This is a genomic window from Paracoccus sp. FO-3, from assembly GCF_006386455.1.
In the GTDB taxonomy this organism is placed as follows: Bacteria; Pseudomonadota; Alphaproteobacteria; order Rhodobacterales; family Rhodobacteraceae; genus Paracoccus; species Paracoccus versutus.
In genome coordinates, this window is sequence record NZ_VCBQ01000084.1 from 1 (window position 1) to 22,054 (window position 22,054).

Consider the following 22,054-nt stretch of genomic DNA (forward strand, 5'->3'; position numbering starts at 1 on the left):
GCACTGGTTCACCGCCGATCCGCATTACAGCCATGACCGGATCATCGGCTTCTGCGACCGTCCGTTCCCGGACGTGGCCGCGATGAATGCCCACCTGCTGGCCGAGTGCCGGGCACGGGTCGGGCCGGATGACGATCTGTGGATTCTGGGAGATTTCACCGCGGGAAGATCAACCGATGCGCAACGGCGTGAGGTGCGCACCATTTATCATGCCCTGCCGGGCCGCAAACACCTGATCCGGGGCAATCATGACCAGGACTGGGTCTGCAACCTGCCCTGGGACAGCGTCGCCGAGACCGCCGACATCGTCGTCGACAAGCGGCGGCTGTTTCTCTGCCACTATCCGATGATCACCTGGCCCGGCGCGCGGCATCAAGGTCTGCAGCTGTTCGGCCATGTCCATCAGAACTGGTCAGGCTCCCGCAACAGCGTCAACGTAGGCGTTGATGTCTGGAACTTCAGACCGGTCACGCTGCCGGAAATCTTGCGCCGCGCTGCCAAACTTCCGGTCAATCCTCTTTGGGACCAGGTCGAACCCGGCCGCGCCTGGCCCACGGTGCTGTGCGCGGGCTGCGGCCGGATCCTCGACCCGTCGCTGGTCTCCGGACATGCCGTGGTGCGCAACAGGCGGATCATCGTCGCGGATACGAACGAGACGATTGTTCTCATGGGGGAGGCCATCCGCAGATGGTTGCCGGAGGGCCGACATATCTGCCCGGAATGCATCGGCGGCTATCTTTCCGTCAGCGAGGTCACGCTGCCGGCCGGATTCAGCTTCGACGAGATGCGGAACCGGGCAGTGCCCAAGGGGAAATAGGATGCCCCAAGACAATTCCACCGACAAAGCCAGCGTCGAGGACCGCCTCCTTGCCAGCATCGAGTTGATCGATGCGGCGCAGGCCTGCGCGCTGTTGCGCATCGAAACGGAGGAACCGGAAGACGTCCTGCAGGCCATGGTCCGCGAGGGCGCCGTCATCACCCTGGTTCAGAACGGCAGGACCATGTTGCCGCGATTCCAGTTCGATGTTGCGAACGGCCGGATTTTCGATGTGGTCGGCGCCATCCTGAAGCTCAGACCGGCTTGCATCAGCAATCTGAGAGTGGCCTACTGGCTGACCCGCGCCCATGTCGATTTCGGCTGCGCGCCGGCGCAACGGTTTGGCCATGATGACGCGGCAGTCGTCGTCGCATTCAGGCGATATATCGAGCCGGTTCGGCATGGTTGACTTTGACGAGGCCGGGAAGCCCCGCATCCCGATGCGCGGGATGATCGATCCGAATGGCCTGCCGGACGCCGACAGGGCCAGGGCCGCGCTGGCGACGATGCGCCGCCGCGCCCAAAGGGGCGATCCCGAGGCCGCCCTTCATATCCTGAACCATATCGTTCCGGACATCCCGCCGGACGAGGAGGCCCGGTCATGAGCAATGATCGAAACCCGCCGGTCTGGACCGGCCCGGTGATCCGCTTCATCGAAGCCAGCCTTCCCATCCTTGATCGCAAGGGCGGGGAATGGGACCATATGTTCACCACCGCTTATCAGTTCGGCTGTGACGCTCTGATCGCCCTCGGCCGGGCGGAGGAGACCGGGCGCGGCGCAAGACCGTTGGCCCGCCGCCGGTTGCCGGAGGTGCTGCCCAGATGGGACGATATCTGCGTCACCGTGCTCAGCCTCGCGAGTCAATGCGGGCTGCTGTCATACAGGCTGCCGGACGGGCGCGAATCCCCCGAGGCCGCCGAGTGGTGGGGTCGGCGCGAGGACGAGATCGTGCCACCGCCGAACATCATGGCCGCGCATGGGCTCGGCCCGGCCTGGGCCGCCCCGGAGGTGCTGCTGGTGCTGCGCGCGCTTGGCCTGGTCGGTTCCGGCCAATGGACCGCAGCCGCAGAGCCGGTGCTGTGGCGCGAGGATCCGCAGGAATGGCGCCTCGACATCGCCGCCGATCCGCGCTTCCGGCTGGCGCTGGATCGGGCCATCGATGAAATGCCTGCGGATATCCGCCGCGAGTTGGACCGGCTGGTGACCATCTCCGAGGCGGACGTGACGGAGGGGCTGATCCGGCGCGAGGCCCATCAGGAGGGGCTGCGCGCGGAACTCGGCGCCGACCTGGTGATCTGCCTGCCACTTACCCGCGAATCGGTGAAACAGGTGCTGGTTTTCGTGCGGAATCGTGAACTGGACTGGCTGTTCTTCTCGAACTGGCGGCTGCCGGATGGCTGGCTCTCGCCGCCCGCGCGGAGGCGGGCGATGGAGATCTTTCACGACAGCCTCGCTATCCGCATGCGCAGGGCCGTCGTCACCCGGCTATACCCGGACCGACCGGAGTTTTCGGAATGAGGTCTGGAGGCCGGTCATACGCGTCGAAGACCATCACATCAGCGCGTAGTTGAGGGCGGAAGCCGCCGCAAAAAGCGGCACCGTCAGCGCTGGATCGGAGAACGGCGGCGGCTGGGACCGACTCTGATCAAAATAGCTGTTTGCCACCATCAGCGGTGTGAGAAATAAAATCGACCGACATGCCGATCATAACAAAATGATGGTCGCAAAACAATTTATCATATCACGGAATCATCAAGCTTAAGAACGTCTCATTTAAGCGCCGCTTTGTCTTTTCGTTTGAGCATGGGATAAATACTGATCATCAGAGGACACCGCCCCATGCGCACCCGGATAGAAAAGCTCAGCGACCAGCTTCACCAGGAACTCGAACGCATCCGTGACTATTGCTCACCCGCGGACAATCAGGGGGCGTTGAGGATCGCCTGGGAGGCGGCGCCGGATGCGGATGTCCGGATAGCCACCGCGATTACAAGGCTTAGCCTGGAGGAAATCCTTTACCTGGTCTGCGATCAGCGGAAGGAGGAGATGTTCATGGAAATGGTCCGGGAATGTGTCGACGATCACATCTGGACGAAAGAAGTATCTGACCGTCTGGGACCGGTCCATGATCTCTCACCCTCATTGTAAACCCTGAAACGCCTCGTTTCATCCGTCGCCAGTCGTTAGCATCCCACGGCAGGGATTGCCGATCGCCACCCGCAAAAGTGCTTCGGGAGCGACCCAATGGAAGGAGAGCACATCCTGCGTGCCCACGATGATGCCACCGCACCCTTTTTATCATGAACCGTCGCTCAACCCCTGACGCCTGACAGCGGTTCATCGAGATTATCATACCCATTCCGCATCATGGAAATTGTGGGTTGATTGCTATAACAAAGATCGCTCGAGTTCCATCCGATGGAGAAAGGCGCCATTTGACCAGCCTGGATCTGGTCAAGCAATCCCCCGCACTGATCCTTGTTATTGAAAATAATGGTGTATCCGGGCCTGGTTTTGGTGACGTTGAAGGATATTCAATTGAACCAGGTGCCGGGGATCACCATCAGCCTCCCTGCCCTACCTCCCTGCTTCCGTAGGACACATAGAACATGCCCTTCCCATCGGTGATGGCGCATCCCCGGAACCGGAAGTTGCCGAGACGGGAGGTGTTTCCGGCAAGCATCCGGCACAGCTGCGGCTCGAGATCGGTCAGCTCGATGCGGTATAGCTCAATGATGTCGCCCGAGCGGAGTCGCATTCCTCGGAAAGCGGAGGCCGGCAGCCCGGACCTGCCGGCGAATACGGATGTTTCCAGCGGGCTGGCCGCGTCCGTATTCAAGATCAGCCAGTTTCTCCTGGCCGTCCCCGCATATTGCGCAGCAACCTCCGCCCGGATCATGCCGATCCTGGTGAGGGCGTCGCGCATCTCGTTGTCGCGGGAGAGCTTCTGAAAATACAGGAGCCCTCCCACGATCAGGCCAAGCCCGATCGCGATGACCAGTGTGATCTCGATCAGCGTGAATCCTTTGGTCCGCCGCTTGAGAACGCCTTTACGCGCTCTGGCCCCCCGCATCCGGATAACCGGTGTCGTCAGTGGTTGCCCTGCTCCATCGCTCATGTCGACCTCTTTGTCGAAGACAGCCCCGAGAATTTTTGCGTCATCGCTTCATGCTGAGGCATGTTATAGTAAATACGCTTGTTGGCTTTCATGTTTCCGCCTCGGAGGAGGGTTTAGTCCTCCGTGATTATATAGAGAGGCGATGGAAATCCCTACCGGCGATCGCGCAGTGCAATCCTGAAAATGTGGATAACCTGCCGCCACGACACATACCCGACACTCTTCCTCTCGACTGTCACCCTCGTCGTAACCGTCTTGTTCTGGCTGGGAGGCGAAGTCCTGACGCCAAGCCGGTCCGGCCTCTGAAGTGCCCATCCGACCAGAGGCTGGATTCCTTCTGATCCGGCGCGCCGCGTCATAAGCCTGACATGAATTCGCTTTACGAGGCGCTGGACAGACCCAAGGGATCGCGCGCTTCTGTGACTGTTTCTCATTCTTCCTCGGCCATTGCGGCCGTCCTATGGCAAGGCGCAGATCCTGCGCGGGATCGACCTTTCGCTGGACGCAGGCCAAACGCTGGCGCTACTGGGGCCGTCGGGTTGTGGCAAGACCACACTTCTGCGGCTGGTGGCCGGGCTTGTGGCCTCCACGGCAGGCGAGGTTGCGATTGACGGTCGCCCGGTCGCCGGGCCGGGCCTGTTCCTGCCCCCGGAAAAGCGCGGCCTTGGCATGGTGTTTCAGGATTACGCATTGTGGCCGCATCTGACGGTGGCGGGCAATGTCGCCTTTCCGCTGGAAATGGCCGGGGTCGCCCAGCCCGACCGCGACCGCCGCACCCTGGCAGCGCTGGAACGTGTGGGGCTGGCGGGCGAGGTCACCGCGATCCATTACCGCGACACCGCCTATTGATTCCGGCGACCGCCTTTACCATCGCGCTGATCGGCGGACAGATCCCCAGCCCGTGGGAGGTGGCGGGCGTGGCGCTGGTAATCGCGGCCCTTCTGCTCAACAGCTTCGGCGGTGTCCGCACGGTTCCTGCCGCGCCGGGTCGTGCCGCCGGCTGAGACCCGTGTCCGGGCTCTGCAGTGGATCGCTTCGCCTACGGGGATCCGACCCGCGGGCGAAACGGGCTTACAGGGTGACGGTTTCCCCATCGCCCGGCGTCAGCAGCCGGTCCAGGAAGCCGTTCTCCTGCGCAAAGGCGCGCAGATCGGCGCGGCTGACGGTGCAGTGGTTCACCGCCTCCATATGGCTGGCGATCAAAAGGGCTTCGGAAGCGGCCTGATGGACGGAGAGCACATCCTGCGTTCCCATGATGATGCCGCCGTCGATGCCGGTGATCATGGCATAGCCGGTGTTCAGGATCGCCACGTCCGGCCGATGGGTGTCCAGGGCGGCCGCCACATCGTCCTGCCAGATCGTGTCGCCGGCGAGGTAGATGGTCTTCTGGCCTTCCTGCCTGAACACGACACCGCAGGCCTCGCCGAGAAGATCGCCGATTACCACATAATGCGCCTCGGTTCCGTGGCGGCCGCCGGTCTTGATGAGCTGAACGCCGTTGAAGCTGGAACTGTCCGACAGCACCCGCACATCGGTGAAACCCTGGCCGCGGATGGTTTCCGCATCCGCCTCGTTCTGCGCAAACAGGGGGATCGCTTTCGGCACCAGGTTGCGGGCGGCCTCGTCCCAGTGGTCTTCGTGCAGATGGGTCACGATCACCGCGTCCACGTCGAGGATCTCGTCCATCGTCAGCGGCAGATGCACCAGCGGGTTGCGCTCCTCGCTGTTCACCGATCCTTCAAAGCCCGGCCAGGCATGGCGGTCCGACAGCATCGGATCGACCAGGAAGCGGGTGCCGGCATAGTCGACATGCAGCGTGGCGTTGCGATCTGGGTGGTCCTCGCCCCCGGCCGGGAGGCGCCGGCCTCTTGCGCATGGCCGGCCAGGGCGGTTGCGGCCAAGGCCGCGCCGGACAGGGCGAAAAGCTGCCTGCGTGTGGTCATGATGGAACTCCTTTCCTCGATGCCGGTTCAGCGGGCGATGAACGCGTCGGTGCCGGTGACCTCGCCATAAAGGAAAGCCAGCGCGGCCATATAGGCGGCATGGACCTGTGCGGCGGGGGTGGTTACGCCGTCGAACTCCAGGTCGCGGGTGGCGCAGGCGTCGTGGATGGTGGTGGTCTGATAGCCCAGGTCATTGGCCGCCCGCACCGTCGCATCCACGCACATGTGGCTCATGGCGCCAATCACCACGACCTCCTCGATGCCCTTGTCCTTCAGCATTTCGTCCAGCCCGGTCTCGCGGAACGAGTTCGGGAAATTCTTGGTGACGACCGGTTCATCGCCCTGTGGCAGGACGGCATCGTTGATCTGCGCGCCGTCGCTGCCGGGCACGAAGATCGGCCCGCCGGGCATCTCGTGACGGATGTTCACCACCAGATCGCCCTTGTCGCGGGCATGGGCGACGACGCGGGCGGCGTTGGCGGTGGCGGCCTCGATCCCCACAAGGGGGAAATTGCCCTGCGGCCAGTATTCGTTCTGAAGATCGACGACGAGAATGGCGCGTTTCGACATGTTCTGTCCTTTCGGTGCGGATTGATGCTTGTCCCGGATATGGTCCTCGGCGACAGTTGCGGCCATTGGCGCAACCGACAGAAACAGGGGCGATATGGACAATCCAGAGGCCAGGATCGGAATCCTGCTCTATCCCGGCGCGCAGCTCTCGGCCGTCGTGGGATTGACTGATCTGTTTCGCATTGCGGCCAGGATCTCTCGGGAGGAGCGCCGGTTGCGGGTCTTCCACCTTCGCGTGGAAGACGGCGCATCGGCGCAGGTCGTATTCGACAGCGATCCGCAGGCGCCCGCGCGCAAGGCCGCCCCCTGCGACGTCCTGATCCTGCCGCCCTCGCTGGAGCCGCCGATCAGCGCCGAGGCCGCCGCCCCGCTCGCCCGCTGGCTATGCGACCGCCATGCCGAGGGGGCGATGCTCGCCTCGGTCTGCGCCGGCGCCTTTCTGCTGGGGGAAACCGGGCTTCTGGCCGGGCGCGCCGTGACCACGCATTGGACCTATGCGCAGGCCCTGCAGGACCGTTTTCCCGACGCGCGGGTGGATACGGACCGGCTGATGATCGACGGCGGCGACATCATCTCGGCCGGTGGGCTGATGTCGTGGACGGACCTGGGGCTGATGCTGGTGGCCCGCTTCCTCGGTCCCGTGGTCATGGCGGAAACCGCCCGGATGCTGCTGGTCGATCCGCCGGGGCGCGAGCAGCGCTATTACAGCGGCTTCGTGCCCCGGCTGACCCACGGCGACGCGGCGATACTGAAAGCGCAGCACACCTTGCAGGCCAGCGAGGGCAAGGAGGCCCGCCTTGCCGTCCTGGCCACCGAGGCCGGGCTGGAGCCCCGCACCTTCCTGCGGCGCTTCCAGAAAGCGACCGGGCTGACCGCGACCGATTACGCGCAACGCCTGCGGGTGGCCAAGGCGCAGGAACTGCTGCAATTCGGCCAGCAACCCATCGAGCGCATCGCCTGGGAGGTCGGCTATTCCGACCCCGGCGCCTTTCGCAAGGTCTTCCTGCGCATCGTCGGCCTGCCGCCGGGCGAGTATCGGCAAAGGTTCCACGCCTGAACCGATGCGCTCAGTGGCTATGGCCGATATGGCCGGACGGCGCAGCCGGGATGAGGCCGAAGCTGTAGCGAAGCAGCTCGACGCCGCCGGTATCTGCTATCCGGCCGAACAGAACCCGTATTACTGCAACGGTGCCCCGGGCGGCACGACGGACATCGGAAGATTCCATGACGTCACAAACTCTGCCGGTATCCGGCCTCAAATTGACCGGCTGATCGCGGGACAAGACAAATGGGTCGACTTCGTCGTCACGAAGAGCGGGGTCGAGGGGCCCGGTTTCATCCGGGAGATCGCCGGACAGCCTTGGCAGCTTTATTCGACCTGCCGCGCACATACCTGTTCGGATCAGGCCATCACCGTTCTGGGCCAGATACCTGAGGCAGCAAGATCGGTCCTGATCGACGCCCATCGCCAGTGATCTCCATCGCCGCCCTCGCATAGAGCGAGGGCGGCGATACAGGGGAATCTCGTAAGCTGGAAACCGGGTTGGGTCCGCAAGCCAAACCCGGCCTGCCCCCAGACGGCCCGCATTCCCATAATCGGGCAATTGTCCGGCCTTCCCATAGTCCGGCGTCAGCAGCCGGTCTAGGATAGCCGTTCTCTTACGCAAAGGCGCGCAGGCCGGCAGGGCTGACGGTGCAGTGGTTCTCCGCGAACCGACCGCTCCAGCACCGCGTAGCCACAGGACCATGCAATCCGTTGCGGGCACCCCTACCTTGTGGAAGAAAATACGCTGCCGCCGACCTTTTGGACGCAGGCCAAGGTAATTCCATTTCTGGACGATGAGGGCCGAAAGCCTTGAACGGTCACGCCAGTATGGCTTGTGACAGGAATGGTCTCGTATTCTTACGCCGAAATCGGAGGATCACGGCTTATCCCAGTCCCCCAAGGTTGAGATACTTTATCTCCAGATAATCCTCGATCCCATATTTTGACCCTTCCCGCCCGAGGCCTGACGCCTTGACGCCTCCGAACGGCGCCACTTCGTTCGAGATGGCGCCGGAATTTATTCCGACCATGCCGTATTCCAAGGCTTCGGAAACGCGGAAGATGCGCGCCAGATCGCGCGTGTAGAAATAGGCCGCCAGCCCGAATTCCGTATCGTTGGCGCAGGTCACGACCTCGGCTTCGTCACGGAACCGGAACAACGGGGCGAGCGGGCCGAAAGTCTCCTCGCGTGCAACGACGGCATCGCGCGGCACGTTGGTCAGGATGGTCGGCTCAAAGAAGGTGCCGCCAAGCGCGTGCGGCTGTCCCCCGGTCAGAACCGAGGCACCGCGCGACACGGCATCGTCTATATGCGAGCGTATCTTGGCCAGTGCGGCGGCGTCGATCAGCGGGCCCATGGTGACACCCTCCTCCAAGCCGTTTCCGACGCGGAATGTCTTGACGGCCTCGGCCAGCCTTTCGGCGAAGGCATCGTAAATACCGTCCTGCACATAGATGCGATTGGCGCAGACGCAGGTTTGCCCGTTGTTCCGGTATTTCGAGATCATCGCCCCGGCCACTGCGGCATCCAGATCGGCATCGTCAAAGACGATGAACGGCGCGTTGCCGCCCAGTTCCAGCGACAGCTTTTTCACGTCATGCGCACATTGCGCCATCAGCATCCGGCCGACGCCGGTCGAGCCTGTGAAGGACAGCTTGCGCACGATCGGGTTGCTGGTCAATTCGCCCCCGATGGCGACCGCATCGCCTGTCACCACGTTGAAAACGCCCGCAGGGATTCCCGCCTGATGCGCCAGTTCCGCCAGCGCCAGCGCCGAGAACGGTGTCTGCGGCGCGGGTTTCAGGACCATCGTGCAGCCTGCGGCTAATGCCGGCGCCGCCTTGCGCGTCACCATGGCCGATGGGAAATTCCAGGGCGTGATCGCCGCCGTGACGCCGATGGGTTGCTTCAGCACCAGGATGCGCTTGTCGGCCTGTGGCGAAGGGATGATATCGCCATAAGTCCGCTTGGCCTCTTCAGCGAACCATTCGATGAAGGAGGCGGCATACTGGATTTCGCCCCGCGCCTCTGCCAGCGGCTTGCCCTGCTCGGCCACCATCAGCAGCGCCAGATCTTCCTGATGTGCCAGCACCAGTTCGAACCAGCGCCGCAGAAATGCCGCACGATCCTTTGCCGTCAGCGCACGCCACGCAGACAAGGCGCGCTCTGCCGCGGCAATCGCGGCGCGGGTTTCATCGGCGCCGAGCACGGGGACCCGGCCCACCACCTCATCTGTCGCCGGGTTGCGGATCAGGTCCGTCCGGCCATCGGGAGCGTCAACCCATTGGCCATCGACATAGGCTTTCTGGCGAAGAAGCAAGGGGTGAGTCATCGGTTCAATCCTTATCATGCTGCGATCGGGCGCCCGGCCCGTGGCCCTCACCATCGGAGGGGTCGGGCAGCCCGAGGATGTCGGCCGCCTGCAGCGCCAGCCACAGCGCGGCCACGTCCGCCGTGCTGCTGAGCGAGCGCCCGGTCAGTTCCTCGACCCGGCGGATGCGATAGGTCAGGCTGGTCTTGTGGATATGCAGAACGTTCGCTGCCGCCTGCCAAGAACGGTTATGTTCCAGAAACACACGCAATGTATGCAGCAAGCGGGCGTTCGATTGCTCATCATGGGCTGCGACCGGCCCCAGAATACGGCGAAAGGTATCCCGTGCCTCTTCGATGGACTGGGGCAGCCAGGGCAGGCGGTCGGCGATCTGCGCATGATGGACGACCAGTCGCTCGGGTGTGCCGTGGGCAGACGCCAGGCGCGCCTCGCGCAGAGCCTCGGTCATGCGGTCCGCGCTGTCGACAGAATCGCTGAGCCCCAGCGGCACGCCAAGGATGGCCTGCACGGCCCCCGCATCCTCGGACGAGAGCAGAACCAGAACCTCCTGCCCGCGTGGCAACAGCAGAAGGGGCGTTTCCAGCCGCTCGAACCGCCGCGCCCATTCCGTCAGCGGCAGCGGGTCGGCGCGTGCGACGCCCAGGATCGCCGCGTCCAGCGACAGGCCGCAGGCGTTCAGACGCCGGGTCAGCGTTCCGGCCTTGACCTTTTGGCCCACGATCTCCTTCAGCAATTCGGCGTTCTGGCGAAAGCTCCGCTCGTGTTCGACATGGCGATGTTCCAGCGCGATCCCCAAAACCGAAGCCAGATGGCTCATCAGGCTGTAGTCGAGCAAGTCGCCGTCCGAGCGCCTTGCCAGAAGGACGTGATCCTTCCGGGATGGAATCGAGATCGCCAGCACTTCTCCCTCGTCCAGGGGAAAGCGGCGGATGGCGGCCTGCGCCGTGCCGCGCTCAAGGGGTTTGTTCAGTATTTGGCGCAGGCCCGCAGGCAGTTCAGCACCCCGCGGCAGCCACAGCGCCGCCGCCTGACCGTCCCACAGCATCAGGTCCGCCTGAACATCCTGCGCCAGCCGGCCCAGAAGCGCAGCCAGATCATGGCCTTCTATCGCCATGCGGGCACTGACGTGCAGACGCGCAAATGCCGCCCGGCGGTCGTTTTCGCGCGACCGCCAGGCGTCGGCGACCGCTCGGGTCACGCTGGCGAAGGGGACGCCATATTCGGTCAGCAGCACCGGAAAGCCCAAACGGTCGGCGCTTGCCTGCAGCGCGGTCATATCCTTGGGACCCCGCATGTTTTCACCGATCATCATTCCCGCAAGGCCCGCATCGGACAGCCGCTGAACATAGGCGGCCTGACCGGCCCGGCCTTTCGGCACGCCCATGCCGGTCGTCATCAGCAGGTCGCCCTTGCCCAGCCATTCGGTCGGATCCGCCAATTCGCAGACATGCGCCCATTGCACCTGCCGTTCCTGGCCGGTCTCGCCACCGATAAAACGTGTGCGCAGTTCCGGCATGTTGACGATATCCACGATGCGAAGCGACATGATTGAGACCCGATTGCTGTGGCTGATCCTGAACGCAGTCTATCGCCATCTGCACGACAAGGCAGACCGGATATCAGCCGATAATCAGATAGGCCTTGCGGACGGTTTCGCGGATGTCCCATTCGCCTTGCGTGTCGGGCGCGAACCAGATCGAGTCTCCGGCGCGGAAATCGACCGGCTCGCCGCCATCGGGGATGAAACTGCCGCTGCCCGCGATGAAATAGCTGTATTCGGCCTGCGGCACCTGACGTCGGAACCGGCCGGGCGAACATTCCCATATCCCGGCATTGCCCGAAGGCGTCGCGGTATTGCCGGCTGTCCGCGTCACCGCGATCTGCGGGCCGGTCGGCGCGCCGACGGGAGTGGGAGTCGTGAAATCGGCATCCGTCGCGCGGATCAGGATCGGGTTCATGGTCATGCTCCTTCAGCTCTTGTCCTCAAGGCCCGCCGGCGCGAGGCTGGCCAATAGTCTGTCCCACGACCGTGGTTTGCGGCCCTGCATCTCGGCGATTTCCTTTCGCCGCACGGCGTTGCGCACCATGCTGCCCCCGACATAGCGGAACGGTTCGGGCGGAAATGTCTTTGCCCTGCGCCCGATAAGGGAACTGCGCGACCATTCGTCATCGCGGCGCAGGGCCATGCTGGCCAGGATGTATCCGCCCAGACGGCTGGGGGCGACACCATTGCCGCTCCATCCGATGCCATAGGAGATGTTTGGCTGGTCGCGCAGGTGGCCAAAGACCGGCACACTGTCGAAGGTCCGGTCGATCGGGCCGGACCAGGCGCCATCGAGGCAGGTCCGGTCCAGCATCGGGAAGGTGGTGAACAGATCGTCGCGGGTCTGCGCGGCTGTGGCGGCATCTTCGCTGAACATCGCGCCGATGGCGCCGCCAAAGCTCATGGCGCCCGTGCCCTTGCCGAAGGCGATCCGGCCGTCGCGGGTGGTGCGGTAGTAATCCACCATCAGTTGGGAATCGGTGATCGATTCCCCGCCGGTCCAGCCGATTTCCCTGAGCGTGTCGCCCAAGGGGCGCGTGATGACGACGGAACTGTTCACCGGCACGATCAGCCGCGCCAGTTCGGGGATCGCCGCCGACCAGGCGTTGGTGGCCAGCACGACCCGGTCCGCAGACAGCGTGCCCCCATCGGTGATCAGGCGCACGGGCGCACCGGGTTCGATCCGGTGGATGGGGCTGTTTTCGAAGATGGTCACGCCAGCATCCAGCGCCACGCGGCACATCCCCTGCACCAGGGCATAGGGCTGGACGGTGGCATTCGAGGCCTCGAACACGCCGGCCAAATGGGTGGGTGAACCGGTGCGGCGGCGAACCTCGTCCCCCGAGAGGCGCTGGAAAGGCTCTGCGCCAAGTGCCGCACAGACGGCCAGCGTGCCATCCCAGGTATCGACATGCGCCGGACTGGTCGCTGTCCAGAGCCAGCCGGTTTGCGTGAAATGCGCGTCGATATCGTGGCGCGCGCAGAATTCGCCCAGATCAAGGATGGCCTTTTCGGATTGCTGGCCCAGAAACCGCGCCTCGTCATCGCCGCACAGCGCGCGCAGGGTTCCGATCTTGGGCCACCAGGACATGGCAAAGCCACCATTGCGCCCCGAAGCACCGCTGCCGCATAAATGCTGTTCGACGATGGCGACGCGGCAATCGGGTTCAAGCTCACGAATCGTCAGGGCCGTCCACAGCCCGACAAATCCGCCGCCGATGATCGCGACATCAGCGTGATGTTCGCCTAGCAGCGTCGGGCACGGAGCCGAGGCCGGCACGGACGTCTGCCAATGGCTCGGCTTAAGAGGCGGGGAGACACGGAACTTCATGGGTCAATCCTTGTCAGACCGATGCGGCCCGATGATGCGGGCGGTCGGAACAAGGCGGCTCGCCGCCTTGTTCTTGTTGCATGGTTGTGCGGATCAGCCGCGCAGGCTGCTGGTGGCCGCCTGATCGACGATCATCGTCGCCGGGTCGATCACGACGCCATAGATGTCGCGCGCTGCGTCGATGCTGATGTATTCGTCCAGCACGTCCTCGACCACATCCTCGACAGCGCGGGCCTTGGGATTGCCCCAACCGCCGCCCCCGGTGCTTTCGAACATGAAGGTCTCCTCGGGGCCGAACTTGTGCGAGGCCAGCAGCGGGTTGTGCCAGTTGCCATCATCGTCGATGCCGCCGATCACCCGGCGCGCACCATCGGCGCCGATATGGATCGACCGCTGGACCGCGCTTTCCTGCCCACCGGCCACGCCGGGGCTGCCGGCCCGCGTCCGCGAGGTCTCCATGCCCAGTTCGCCACCGCCGAAGAAGCGGACCTTGAACACCGAGCCGAGGCCGCCGCGATATTTCCCGGCACCGGCCGAATCCTTGCGCAGCTCGAACGCCTCATAGGCAATGGGGAAGAACAGCTCGGCCGTCTCGGCCGCCATGTTCATGCAGTTCCCCAAGGGATCCATGGTCACGTTCATGCCGTCCGAATATGGCGTTCCGCCCCAGCCGCCCGCCGGGAGGTCCGAGAACACGTCGGTCTTGCCGTCCTTGTCCACGCAGCTTGCCACGAACCAGTTGGCATCGGCGCAGGTCGAGCCGGTCACCCGTTCGGGGATCGCCTTGGCCAGCGCCTGCCAGATCGCCGAGGTGATCTTGGATGCTGTCAGCGTGGTGCAGCCGATCGTCGGCGCGGGCCAGGTGGCGTTCAGCCAGCAACCCTCGGGCAGGATCACTTCGATCGGGTTGAACAGACCCTGGTTCTGCGGGGCCTCGGGCGCCAGGAAGAACTGCAACGAATACAGCGCCGCCGACATCGTATTGGCCTTGGGCGAGTTGATCGCGCCCTGGCACATCGGATCGGTGCCGGTGAAGTCCACCGTGATCTGGTCGTCCTTGACGGTCAGCGCGACCTTGACCCGCACTTTCTCATGCGTGATCCCGTCGGTATCGGCATAATCCTCGGCCTCGTAGACACCGTCGGGAATGCCGCGGATGCTTTCGCGCACCATCTTTTCGGTATAGGCTTGGATCTTCTTCATCGCGGCGCGGACCGTATCGACGCCGTAGCGTTCGCAGGCGCGCTGCATTTCCTGTTCCGCGGCCAGCAGCGCGCCCAGATGCGCCTGCGTGTCGCCCTTGATGAAATGCGGCGTGCGGGTGTTGTTGAGGATGATCGCCATCAGATCCTCGTTCAGCTTGCCCCCGCTGAAGATCTTCAGCGGCGGAAGGCGCAGGCCCTCGGCGGCGATATGGGTGCTGAAGGCCTGACCGCCGGCGCCGCCGCCGCCCAGATCCATCCAGTGCCCGCGGCTGACCGCATAGCCGATCAGTTCCTTTTTGTAATAGATCGGCTTAGTGAAGGTGATGTCGTTGATATGCGTCCCGCCCCGATAGGGGTCGTTCAGCACCAGCACGTCGCCTTCGCGGATGTTCGCGGCGCCGATGCCCTTCACGGCTTCCTCGGCCGAGAATTTCATTGCGGCAAGGTGGACCGGGCAGTTCGCCGCCTGGCTCAGCAGGTGCAGATCCGCGTCATAGATGGCGTTGGAAAAATCCAGCATGTCCGCGAGGATCGGCGAGAACGACGACCTTTGCATCACCGTCGCCATCCGGTCGGAAGCGAATTCGAAGATGCTGCGCATCACCTCGAAGGTGATCGGGTCGATGTCGATTTCGGTCTTGTTATGATCCATTGGCCTCCCCTCCTCAGATCTCGATGTCGATGATCAGCGCGCCCATCGCGTTCACATGGGCGAGCGTGCGCGGCGGCAGCACGGTGCAGGCGTGGTCGTATTCGACGATCGCCGGTCCGCTGATGCGATGATGCGTCGTCAGGGCTTCGCCGTCATAGACCTCGCAGTCATGCCATTCGCCGTCAAAATAGACCGTGCGACGGCCTTTCAGGGCAACGCTGTCATCGGTCGAATAGTGCAGCTCGACCGGGGGCGGATCATCCATCCCGCCGATTGCGGTTACGCTGAAGGACACGAAGGCGGGCGCGAAATCGTCCGAGCTGACGCCAAATTCCTGCAGGTGGACGCCGTGGAACGCGTCCTCGATGCCCGGCAGATGCTCGGCGGTCAGCCGGCCGTTCGGCAGCGGCGTATCCACCTCGTAGGACTGTCCGACATAGCGCATCTGCGCGCTGCGGCTGATCTGTATCTCGGCCTCGTTGCTGAAGCCCTGCGCCATCAGTTCCTTCTTCGCCCGGGCCTCAAGGTCGTCCAGGATCGCATTCACGCGGTCCAGGTCGGCCTCTTTCACCGGCGAGTAATAGAACTGTTCTATGTCCTGCCGCAGATCCATGACCGTGGCGCCAAAGGCCGAGGCGACGCCGGCATGGGGCGGCACGATGACCTTGGGAATGTTCATCGACCGGGCCACGAAACAGGCCGCCAGCGCGCCGGCGCCGCCGAAGCTGGCATAGACGAAGTCGCGCGGGTCGCGGCCGCGGGCGATCAGCACCTTCTTCACCGCCTGCGCCATGTATTCGCAGCCGATGCGGATCATGCCTTCGGCGGTTTCCAGCATCGGCAGGCCGATCTGATCGGCCAGCTTCTGCATGGCGGCCTTGGCGCCTTCGAGGTCCAGGTCCAGCTTGCCGTTCAGGGTCGGGTCAAGCCGGCCGAGGATCAGGTTGGCGTCGGTGATCGTCGGCTGCATGCCGCCGCGGCGATAGCAGACCGGACCGGGTTCGGAACCGGCGCTCTTCGGGCCGACACGAAGGCTGCCGCCGGCATCGACCCAGCCGATGGAGCCGCCGCCCGAACCGACGCTGTGGATGTCCAGCATCGGCACCACGATCGGGACTTCCCATTCCAACTCGTGATCGCGGGTGATCAGACCCTTGCCGTCTTCCACGATGGAAACGTCGAAACTGGTGCCGCCGACATCGGTGTGCAGGATGCGGTTGAATCCGCTCTGCTCGGTCAGATAGCTGCCATAGGCCACGCCGCCGGCCGGGCCGGATTCCAGCATGTCCTCGGGGTGGTTCCGCGCGGCTTCCGCCGACATGACCCCGCCGCTGCTTTTCAGGATCAGCAGCTTTCCGGTGAACCCGCTGGCCGCAAGGCGGTTTTCCAGGTCATCCATGTATTTGACCATGACCGGCATGCAGGCTGCACGCACTGCGGTCGTCACGAAGCGGCCGTGTTCCCGGAAGATCGGGCGCGTTTCCGACGACAGGACGATATGCACGTCGGGGCATTCCTGGCGCAGGATGTCGCGCATCTGCGCCTCGTGCGCGCCGCTGGCGTAAGAGTTGATGAAACCGATGGCGACCGACTGGATGCCGGCGTCGCGGATCTTGCGTGCCACATCGCGCGCGGCGTTCACATCCAGCGGGCGTTCGGGCTGGCCGTGAACATTGGTGCGCTCGGGCACGGTATAGCGGTAGCGACGCTTGATGACCGGCTTCGGCTTGGTCTGGTAGGGATCATAAAGATTCTGGCGGTGCTGACGCCCGATCTCGATTGTATCACGGAAACCCTCGGTGGTAATGAGGGCCGCGTCCGGGTAGCTGCGTTCGATCAGCGCATTCGTCGCCGTTGTCGTGCCGTGCATCAGATACGAGATATCCGAAATCTCGATCCCGGCCTTCTCGATGGACTCAAGAACGGCGATGGACCGATCCTGTTTCGTCGTAAGAACCTTGGCGGTAACTTGCTTGCCGGTGTTTTCCTCCCAGGCAAACAGGTCTGTGAACGTGCCGCCCACGTCGATCCCGACCCTCCACATTGCGTCTCCTCCTTCACTCGTGGATATCTGATTGTGGCATTCCTGCAGATGCGGATGGCAGCAAGCAATCAGTCGAAAGCAGAATTCTTGTGATAGAGTTTGTGTGATCGACTTATGAAATGTGCGCTCGAACGCTGGCTTCGGTTGAAACCAGTCTCCCATCATGCCCGTCGAAGCCGCAGACAAAGGCGACGACTTTGACCCGTGACCTTACTCATGATCGCGGTTCGATGAATGAGTGGCCGCTCTTGCGTCTTTTCTGCGGTTGCAGTGATCCGTCACAGCTGGCGACTTGTCCGCCCATCACGACCACTGCGCCGCATCTGGGAACGGTGTTGTTGCAAAAATGCGCTCTGAGGGGTGCGTTGCCCTTTCCTCTGCAGGGTTATCGTAGGCGCCATCTGCGGTCACGGTGCCGATGTCTTCGTCTTCAGGGATCTGGACCTTCAGGGCCTTCTGCCTGCGGCACAGCATGGAATAGTCCCGAACAGGTCAGTCCAGCCCAGCCAGCCGAAATAGGCTGACGACCACCCCCGCAGCAAGGATCGCCGCACACAACAATGTGGCCTAGACAATGGATGGCAGCGATACCACGGAGTTCGAAAACGGCGTAATGCGCACCCGCCGCAGGCTGACCGCAGACGGGGTTCGACATACCGCCTATGTCGATGCCGTTCCCGGCTATCGGGGCGTGCATGTCACCTATTTCGACGGCTCCGGCTCGACCGCATTCGCACTTGCAGACAATGCGGCCGCGCCTGGCACCGCCTCGGTCGAGGATCTGTTAATCTTCACCAAATCACAGCGCAAATCATTGGATAAAGCGGAGATTAAGATCCCACATAAACCCATATGAGCCACCAAGGAGGAGCGGTGTCCCGTCGAGCTGGCAAACGAGCAGAACGCAGCCGTCAAATCCTTTGGGAATCCCCATAACGTCTCCCGAAAGCCGTCCGGCAGGAAAGGCGCGGTTCTTCCGAATTCGCTTCACCGGCCAAAGCGGCGGCTCTGGCCAACTGCCGGGGCAATACGCAAAATAGCGTATCGCCCGCGGCGCTGCATTCGGTGAGCTTCCTTCTGACAAGAGATCGAGCTTGAGGGGAGGAAGACCATGCCGCGTGAGGCAACTATATCGGCGTGCCAGTATCTGGTGCGCGAAATCAACAGCTTCGAAGACATGGCGGCGCGGGTGCGCGCGCTTCTCGACAAGGCCGAGGGCTCGGACATCGCGATCTTCCCCGAGCTTTTCACCATCGAACTGTTCACCACCTTGCCGAACTGGCGCGAACGCCCTATCGCCGAGCTGGTGAAGATCGCCGAGCATACCGAAGCCTATCGCGATCTTTTCCGGTCCGAGGCAAAGCGGCGCGGCCTGTTCATCGCCGCCGGCTCGCATCTCGAGGAAGTCTCGCCGGGCCGGTATGAGAACATCGCCCATCTGTTCGGCCCGGATGGCGAGCATTTTATGCATACGAAGACCCATATCTTCCCGGCCGAGGCGGCCTGGTCCACCTCGGAGGGCGACAAGATGGAAGCCTTCCAGCTGCCTTTCGCCAAGGTCGGCTTCAATGTCTGCTACGAGACCGAAATCCCGGAATGCTCGGCCGCGCTGGCCGAGCAGGGGGTCGAACTGATCCTGACACCTTCGGCGACCTTCACCGAACAGGGTTTCTGGCGCGTGCGCCACTGCGCACAGGCCCGCTGCATCGAGAACCAGGTCTATCTGGTGCATTGCTGCCTGGGCGGCCAGCCCGGCGCGCCGCTGCCGAACGGCTGGGCGCGCAGCTCGGTCCTTGGACCCTGCGACATGGCCTGGGCCAACCCCGCCGGGATCATTGCCGAGGCCGAAGCCAATGTCGAGATGACCGTGACCGGCACGGTGAACCTCGACCTGCTGCACGAGAACCGCGCAAGCGGCGCGGCCCCGACCTTTCGGGATCGTCGCCGCCAGGCCGGGCTCTATCGCAGCTGGCCGTCGCATCTGTGAACGCCGCCAACCAAACCGCAGTTCGTCTCAACAAGGAGGAGTGAATGGGACATCTGAAACTGCCCGAGGGCAAGAAGATCGCCGTCAACCTGGGCGTGGATTTCGACGCGCAGTCGCTTTGGCTCGGCGGCTTCAACCGGCCCTCGCCGTCGTTCATGTCGCGCGGCGAATTCGGCGCCGAGGTCGGCACGCCGCGACTGCTTGCGCTGTTCCGCAAGCATGACATCAGGACGACCTTCTTCACCCCGGGCCATACCGTCGACACCTTCCCTGCGATCAACAGGAAGGTCTTTGATGCCGGGCACGAGATCGCCCATCACGGCTATTATCACGAGAACCCGACCCTGATCGGGCGCGATACCGAGCGGCGGCTGATGGACCTGGCCTTCGCCACCTATCAGAAGCATTTCGGCATCCGCCCGACCGGCTACCGTTCGCCCTACTGGGATTACAGCGAGAACACGCTGGACCTGATAGAGGAGGCGGGGTTCCTTTACGACAGCAGTCTGATGGCGCGCGATCTGGTGCCCTATCGCCCGCAACGCTGGCAGGTGCGCTGGGAACAGGGCAATGTCGCCGGCCCGGCCAGCAAGGTGCTGGAGATCCCGGTCAGCTGGTATCTCGATGATTTTCCAGCGTTGGCCTATACCGGCAACCAAGAAGGCATGTCGGATACCGATGCGGTGCTGCGCCGCTGGAAGGACATCTTCGACTACGCCTATGCCAATCAGGAAAATGGCGTCTATGCCATGGCCCTGCATCCGCAGATCATCGGCCAGGCCCATCACATGATCATGCTGGAGCGCCTGATCGAGCATATCAAGGGCCATGACGGCATCTGGTTCGCGACCTGCGACGAGATCGCCCGCGCCTGGGTCGATGACGACGGCGACCGCGAGAAGATGGCCCTGCCGGATGCGCGCGGTGTCGAGCCGATGCCGGCGGATTACGGCTGGCCTGCATGAGAGTGCCTGCGCCCGGCCGGTCCGGGCGCAAGTTTCATCTGTTCCGGGCGCGGAAAGCCTCTATCATCCCAGCTTCCATATGAGGGGATATGGGAGGGCGAGCGTGCAGGGTTGCTGGTCATGCCTCGTCACGAAGGACGGGCTGGAGGAACTGGAAGACCGGCAAGGCCGCTTGGTCGTGGCCCGGCTGCCGCATGTCGTCGCGCTGGCGCGATCCTTCCTCGACAGTGGTCTGGAACTGGCCGACTTCATCCATATCGACGGGGGCGACTGGTATCTTGCCCGGTTGCGGCCGGTCCCTGCCGCCGTCCATCCGGCCGCCGCTAGCGTTCATCTGGAACGGATCGAGCCGCCCGAAGGGATGACGGCGCGGGAACTGGATGTCCTGACTCTTGTCGCGGCCGGCTGTTCCAACGACAATATCGCTGCCCGCCTTGTGGTCAGCCCACGCACCGTCGCCAAGCATGTCGAGCATCTTTCGGCCAAGCTGCGGGTCTGGAGCCGCAGCCTGCTGGCCGGAATCGCCCTTGAGCGCGGGCTTTTGCACCTGCCCGTGCCGGGGGGTGCCGACGGGCTGACGCTTGCCTTGTTCCGGCTCGATGCAGGCACCGGACCTCCGCCTCGGCCGATGACCCGATCCCGGCGGCCACCGAAGCTGCGTCCGATCCATATCGGCCTGCCTTATCCCGCTTCGGGGCGGGGTTCGTCGGATGCCGCCGAGATGGTGAACGGCGCTGCCCTTGCCGTGGCCGAGGCCAATTCCCGGGGCGGCATCCACGGCCGCGAGGTGCGCTTGGTGCCGAAACCGTTCCACAACGGCGATGACAATGCCGCGCTTGCCGCCTATCGCGAGCTGATCGAGCAGGAGGTCGAGGCAGTCACGGCCGGATATGCCTGCTATTCGCCGCAAGTCCACGACCTGATCGGCGATGCGCGCCTGCCCTATCTGCATGCCGCCACGATGAACCACGCGGTCGAGCGGGTTCGCGACAGCCGCCTTCGGTTGGGCAATATCTTCCAGTCCTGCGCCAGCGACATCAACTATGCCCAGGGTCTGGTGCGCTTCGTGGCCGGGCTGGGTCCGCAGACGGCGCTGGGGCGGCGGCTGGCCGTGGTGGTGCCGAAAACGAAGGCCATGGATATGGGCATGGCGGCGCTGGCCGAGGGGCTGGACCGGCAGGGATGGCAGCTTCACCCGATCCCGGTCGACACGGCTGATCCGGATTGCTGGCAGCGGGTCGTCACCGGTTTGCACCGGCTGGAACCGGGAGTGGTGACTCTGGCTTCGTTCTTCGTCGAGGACGCGATCCCCTTCCAGCGGGCGTTCCTGGATAATCCGGTCAGGGCGCTGGTCTATCTGATCTACAGCCCCTCGGCGCCCTGCTATCGGCAAGAGCTCGGCCCGCTCAGCGAGGGGGTGATCTGGGCCACCACCAGCGGCCTTTACACCGACATGATCGGAGCGACCTTCCGGCAGAGATATTTCGCGCGCTACGGCAGCCATCCGGGCAATTCGCAGGCCGGGCTGGCCTATGACCGGGTCGGCCTGTTGCTGGGGGCCTGGCAGCGCACCGGCCATCCCCGCGCCTTCGACAAGGTGATCGCGGATCTGCGGACCTCGATCAACCGCGGCGTCAACGGTTCCTATTATTTCGGCAATGAAGGCCAGGTGGGGCTGGCCTATCCCGACGACACGCTGGATCTGTCGATCAGCCAAGCCCATCTGATCCACCAGTTGCAGCAGGGGCGCAATGTGGTGCTTGCACCCGCGCCCTATGCCTCGGGCAGCCTGGTCGCCCCGCCCTGGTTCGGTAGGTAGCTGCGGCTTGCCCCTCTGCGGCGGGAAAGGACAGGCCCGATCTTGCAAGGCGAGGCTGATATTCGATCTCCAGATACTCTTCGAGCCCTCGCGCCCCAGCCCCGAGGCGTTCACGCCGCCGAAGGGCGCAACGTCGTTCGAGAACGCCGCCAGTTGTCAACGGCGGAGTAAAACCCGGCCA

At 63.7% G+C, this 22,054-nt stretch carries 22 protein-coding genes and 1 pseudogene; 13 read left to right on the forward strand and 10 right to left on the reverse strand.

Going from position 1 to position 22,054, the window contains the following annotated elements; translation table 11 throughout:
- From FE811_RS19510 to FE811_RS19530, 5 genes are all read left to right on the forward strand, one after another.
- Positions 1–817: metallophosphoesterase (locus FE811_RS19510; RefSeq protein ID WP_140848488.1), on the forward strand; the 817-nt coding region annotated here is incomplete at its 5' end.
- A gap of 1 nt (position 818) precedes the next feature.
- A complete protein-coding gene (locus FE811_RS19515) occupies positions 819–1,226 on the forward strand; it encodes a hypothetical protein (RefSeq protein ID WP_116222280.1) in 408 nt (135 codons plus the stop codon).
- On the forward strand, positions 1,219–1,422 hold the full coding sequence (locus FE811_RS19520) for a hypothetical protein (RefSeq protein WP_116222279.1): 204 nt from the start codon (positions 1,219–1,221) through the stop codon (positions 1,420–1,422). The genes FE811_RS19515 and FE811_RS19520 overlap by 8 nt, the downstream gene beginning before the upstream one ends.
- Positions 1,419–2,336 carry a hypothetical protein gene (locus FE811_RS19525; protein WP_116222278.1) on the forward strand — a complete coding sequence of 306 codons (918 nt, stop codon included), beginning with the start codon at positions 1,419–1,421 and terminating at the stop codon, positions 2,334–2,336. Before FE811_RS19520 ends, FE811_RS19525 begins: the two co-directional genes overlap by 4 nt.
- A 321-nt stretch (positions 2,337–2,657) precedes the next feature.
- On the forward strand, positions 2,658–2,966 hold the full coding sequence (locus FE811_RS19530; protein WP_116222277.1) for a hypothetical protein: 309 nt from the start codon (positions 2,658–2,660) through the stop codon (positions 2,964–2,966).
- 415 nt (positions 2,967–3,381) lie between these two features.
- On the opposite strand, the gene FE811_RS19535 is transcribed toward FE811_RS19530, so the two are convergent.
- Positions 3,382–3,936 carry a prepilin-type N-terminal cleavage/methylation domain-containing protein gene (locus FE811_RS19535; RefSeq protein WP_116222276.1) on the reverse strand — a complete coding sequence of 185 codons (555 nt, stop codon included), beginning with the start codon at positions 3,934–3,936 and terminating at the stop codon, positions 3,382–3,384.
- Between the two features lie 447 nt (positions 3,937–4,383).
- Here FE811_RS19535 and FE811_RS19540 point away from each other — a divergent pair, with 447 nt between their 5' ends.
- Complete coding sequence (locus tag FE811_RS19540) at positions 4,384–4,785, forward strand: ATP-binding cassette domain-containing protein (RefSeq protein WP_240540203.1); 402 nt, start codon at positions 4,384–4,386, stop codon at positions 4,783–4,785.
- Positions 4,782–4,940: a hypothetical protein gene (locus tag FE811_RS27565; RefSeq protein ID WP_166435546.1), complete on the forward strand. Its 159-nt coding sequence runs from the start codon at positions 4,782–4,784 to the stop codon at positions 4,938–4,940. Before FE811_RS19540 ends, FE811_RS27565 begins: the two co-directional genes overlap by 4 nt.
- Positions 4,941–5,007: 67 nt before the next feature.
- Here the strand turns inward: FE811_RS27565 and FE811_RS19545 are convergent, their stop codons facing one another.
- The gene (locus tag FE811_RS19545; protein WP_116222274.1) at positions 5,008–5,751 is read right to left on the reverse strand and encodes an MBL fold metallo-hydrolase; all 744 of its coding nucleotides are present in this window, start codon (positions 5,749–5,751) and stop codon (positions 5,008–5,010) included.
- 155 nt (positions 5,752–5,906) lie between these two features.
- Positions 5,907–6,449 carry a cysteine hydrolase family protein gene (locus FE811_RS19550; protein ID WP_116222460.1) on the reverse strand — a complete coding sequence of 181 codons (543 nt, stop codon included), beginning with the start codon at positions 6,447–6,449 and terminating at the stop codon, positions 5,907–5,909.
- A gap of 94 nt (positions 6,450–6,543) precedes the next feature.
- Between FE811_RS19550 and FE811_RS19555 the strand changes: the two genes are divergently transcribed.
- Together FE811_RS19555 and FE811_RS19560 are read left to right on the forward strand one after the other, a co-directional pair.
- A complete protein-coding gene (locus FE811_RS19555; RefSeq protein WP_116222273.1) occupies positions 6,544–7,506 on the forward strand; it encodes a GlxA family transcriptional regulator in 963 nt (320 codons plus the stop codon).
- Between the two features lie 19 nt (positions 7,507–7,525).
- Complete coding sequence (locus FE811_RS19560; RefSeq protein WP_116222272.1) at positions 7,526–7,924, forward strand: Ivy family c-type lysozyme inhibitor; 399 nt, start codon at positions 7,526–7,528, stop codon at positions 7,922–7,924.
- A 454-nt stretch (positions 7,925–8,378) separates the two neighbouring features.
- Here the strand turns inward: FE811_RS19560 and gabD are convergent, their stop codons facing one another.
- From gabD to FE811_RS27570, 7 genes and pseudogenes are all read right to left on the reverse strand, one after another.
- Positions 8,379–9,827 carry an NADP-dependent succinate-semialdehyde dehydrogenase gene (gene gabD / locus FE811_RS19565; protein ID WP_116222271.1) on the reverse strand — a complete coding sequence of 483 codons (1,449 nt, stop codon included), beginning with the start codon at positions 9,825–9,827 and terminating at the stop codon, positions 8,379–8,381.
- 4 nt (positions 9,828–9,831) lie between these two features.
- Positions 9,832–11,373 (reverse strand): PucR family transcriptional regulator, encoded by a 1,542-nt coding sequence (locus tag FE811_RS19570; protein WP_116222270.1) that lies wholly within the window; start codon positions 11,371–11,373, stop codon positions 9,832–9,834.
- Between the two features lie 73 nt (positions 11,374–11,446).
- The gene (locus FE811_RS19575; RefSeq protein ID WP_116222459.1) at positions 11,447–11,785 is read right to left on the reverse strand and encodes a cupin domain-containing protein; all 339 of its coding nucleotides are present in this window, start codon (positions 11,783–11,785) and stop codon (positions 11,447–11,449) included.
- A 12-nt stretch (positions 11,786–11,797) separates the two neighbouring features.
- Positions 11,798–13,201, reverse strand: a complete 1,404-nt coding sequence (locus tag FE811_RS19580; RefSeq protein ID WP_140848489.1) for an FAD-binding oxidoreductase — start codon at positions 13,199–13,201, stop codon at positions 11,798–11,800.
- A 93-nt stretch (positions 13,202–13,294) separates the two neighbouring features.
- Positions 13,295–15,058, reverse strand: coding sequence for a hydantoinase B/oxoprolinase family protein (locus FE811_RS19585; RefSeq protein ID WP_140848491.1), 1,764 nt, complete (start codon positions 15,056–15,058; stop codon positions 13,295–13,297).
- Between the two features lie 13 nt (positions 15,059–15,071).
- Positions 15,072–17,102, reverse strand: coding sequence for a hydantoinase/oxoprolinase family protein (locus FE811_RS19590; protein ID WP_140848492.1), 2,031 nt, complete (start codon positions 17,100–17,102; stop codon positions 15,072–15,074).
- A 432-nt stretch (positions 17,103–17,534) separates the two neighbouring features.
- Positions 17,535–17,639: pseudogene (locus FE811_RS27570) on the reverse strand (transposase); the annotation flags it as partial.
- 37 nt (positions 17,640–17,676) lie between these two features.
- Between FE811_RS27570 and FE811_RS19595 the strand changes: the two are divergent.
- The 4 genes from FE811_RS19595 to FE811_RS19610 all read left to right on the forward strand — a co-directional run bounded on the left by FE811_RS19595 (position 17,677) and on the right by FE811_RS19610 (position 21,873).
- Complete coding sequence (locus FE811_RS19595; RefSeq protein WP_140848494.1) at positions 17,677–17,958, forward strand: hypothetical protein; 282 nt, start codon at positions 17,677–17,679, stop codon at positions 17,956–17,958.
- A gap of 255 nt (positions 17,959–18,213) precedes the next feature.
- Complete coding sequence (locus FE811_RS19600; RefSeq protein ID WP_140848495.1) at positions 18,214–19,089, forward strand: carbon-nitrogen hydrolase family protein; 876 nt, start codon at positions 18,214–18,216, stop codon at positions 19,087–19,089.
- A 44-nt stretch (positions 19,090–19,133) separates the two neighbouring features.
- Positions 19,134–20,054 carry a polysaccharide deacetylase gene (locus tag FE811_RS19605; RefSeq protein WP_140848496.1) on the forward strand — a complete coding sequence of 307 codons (921 nt, stop codon included), beginning with the start codon at positions 19,134–19,136 and terminating at the stop codon, positions 20,052–20,054.
- Positions 20,055–20,157: 103 nt separating this feature from the next.
- Positions 20,158–21,873, forward strand: a complete 1,716-nt coding sequence (locus tag FE811_RS19610; protein WP_181180899.1) for an ABC transporter substrate-binding protein — start codon at positions 20,158–20,160, stop codon at positions 21,871–21,873.
- Positions 21,874–22,054 lie beyond the last annotated feature (181 nt).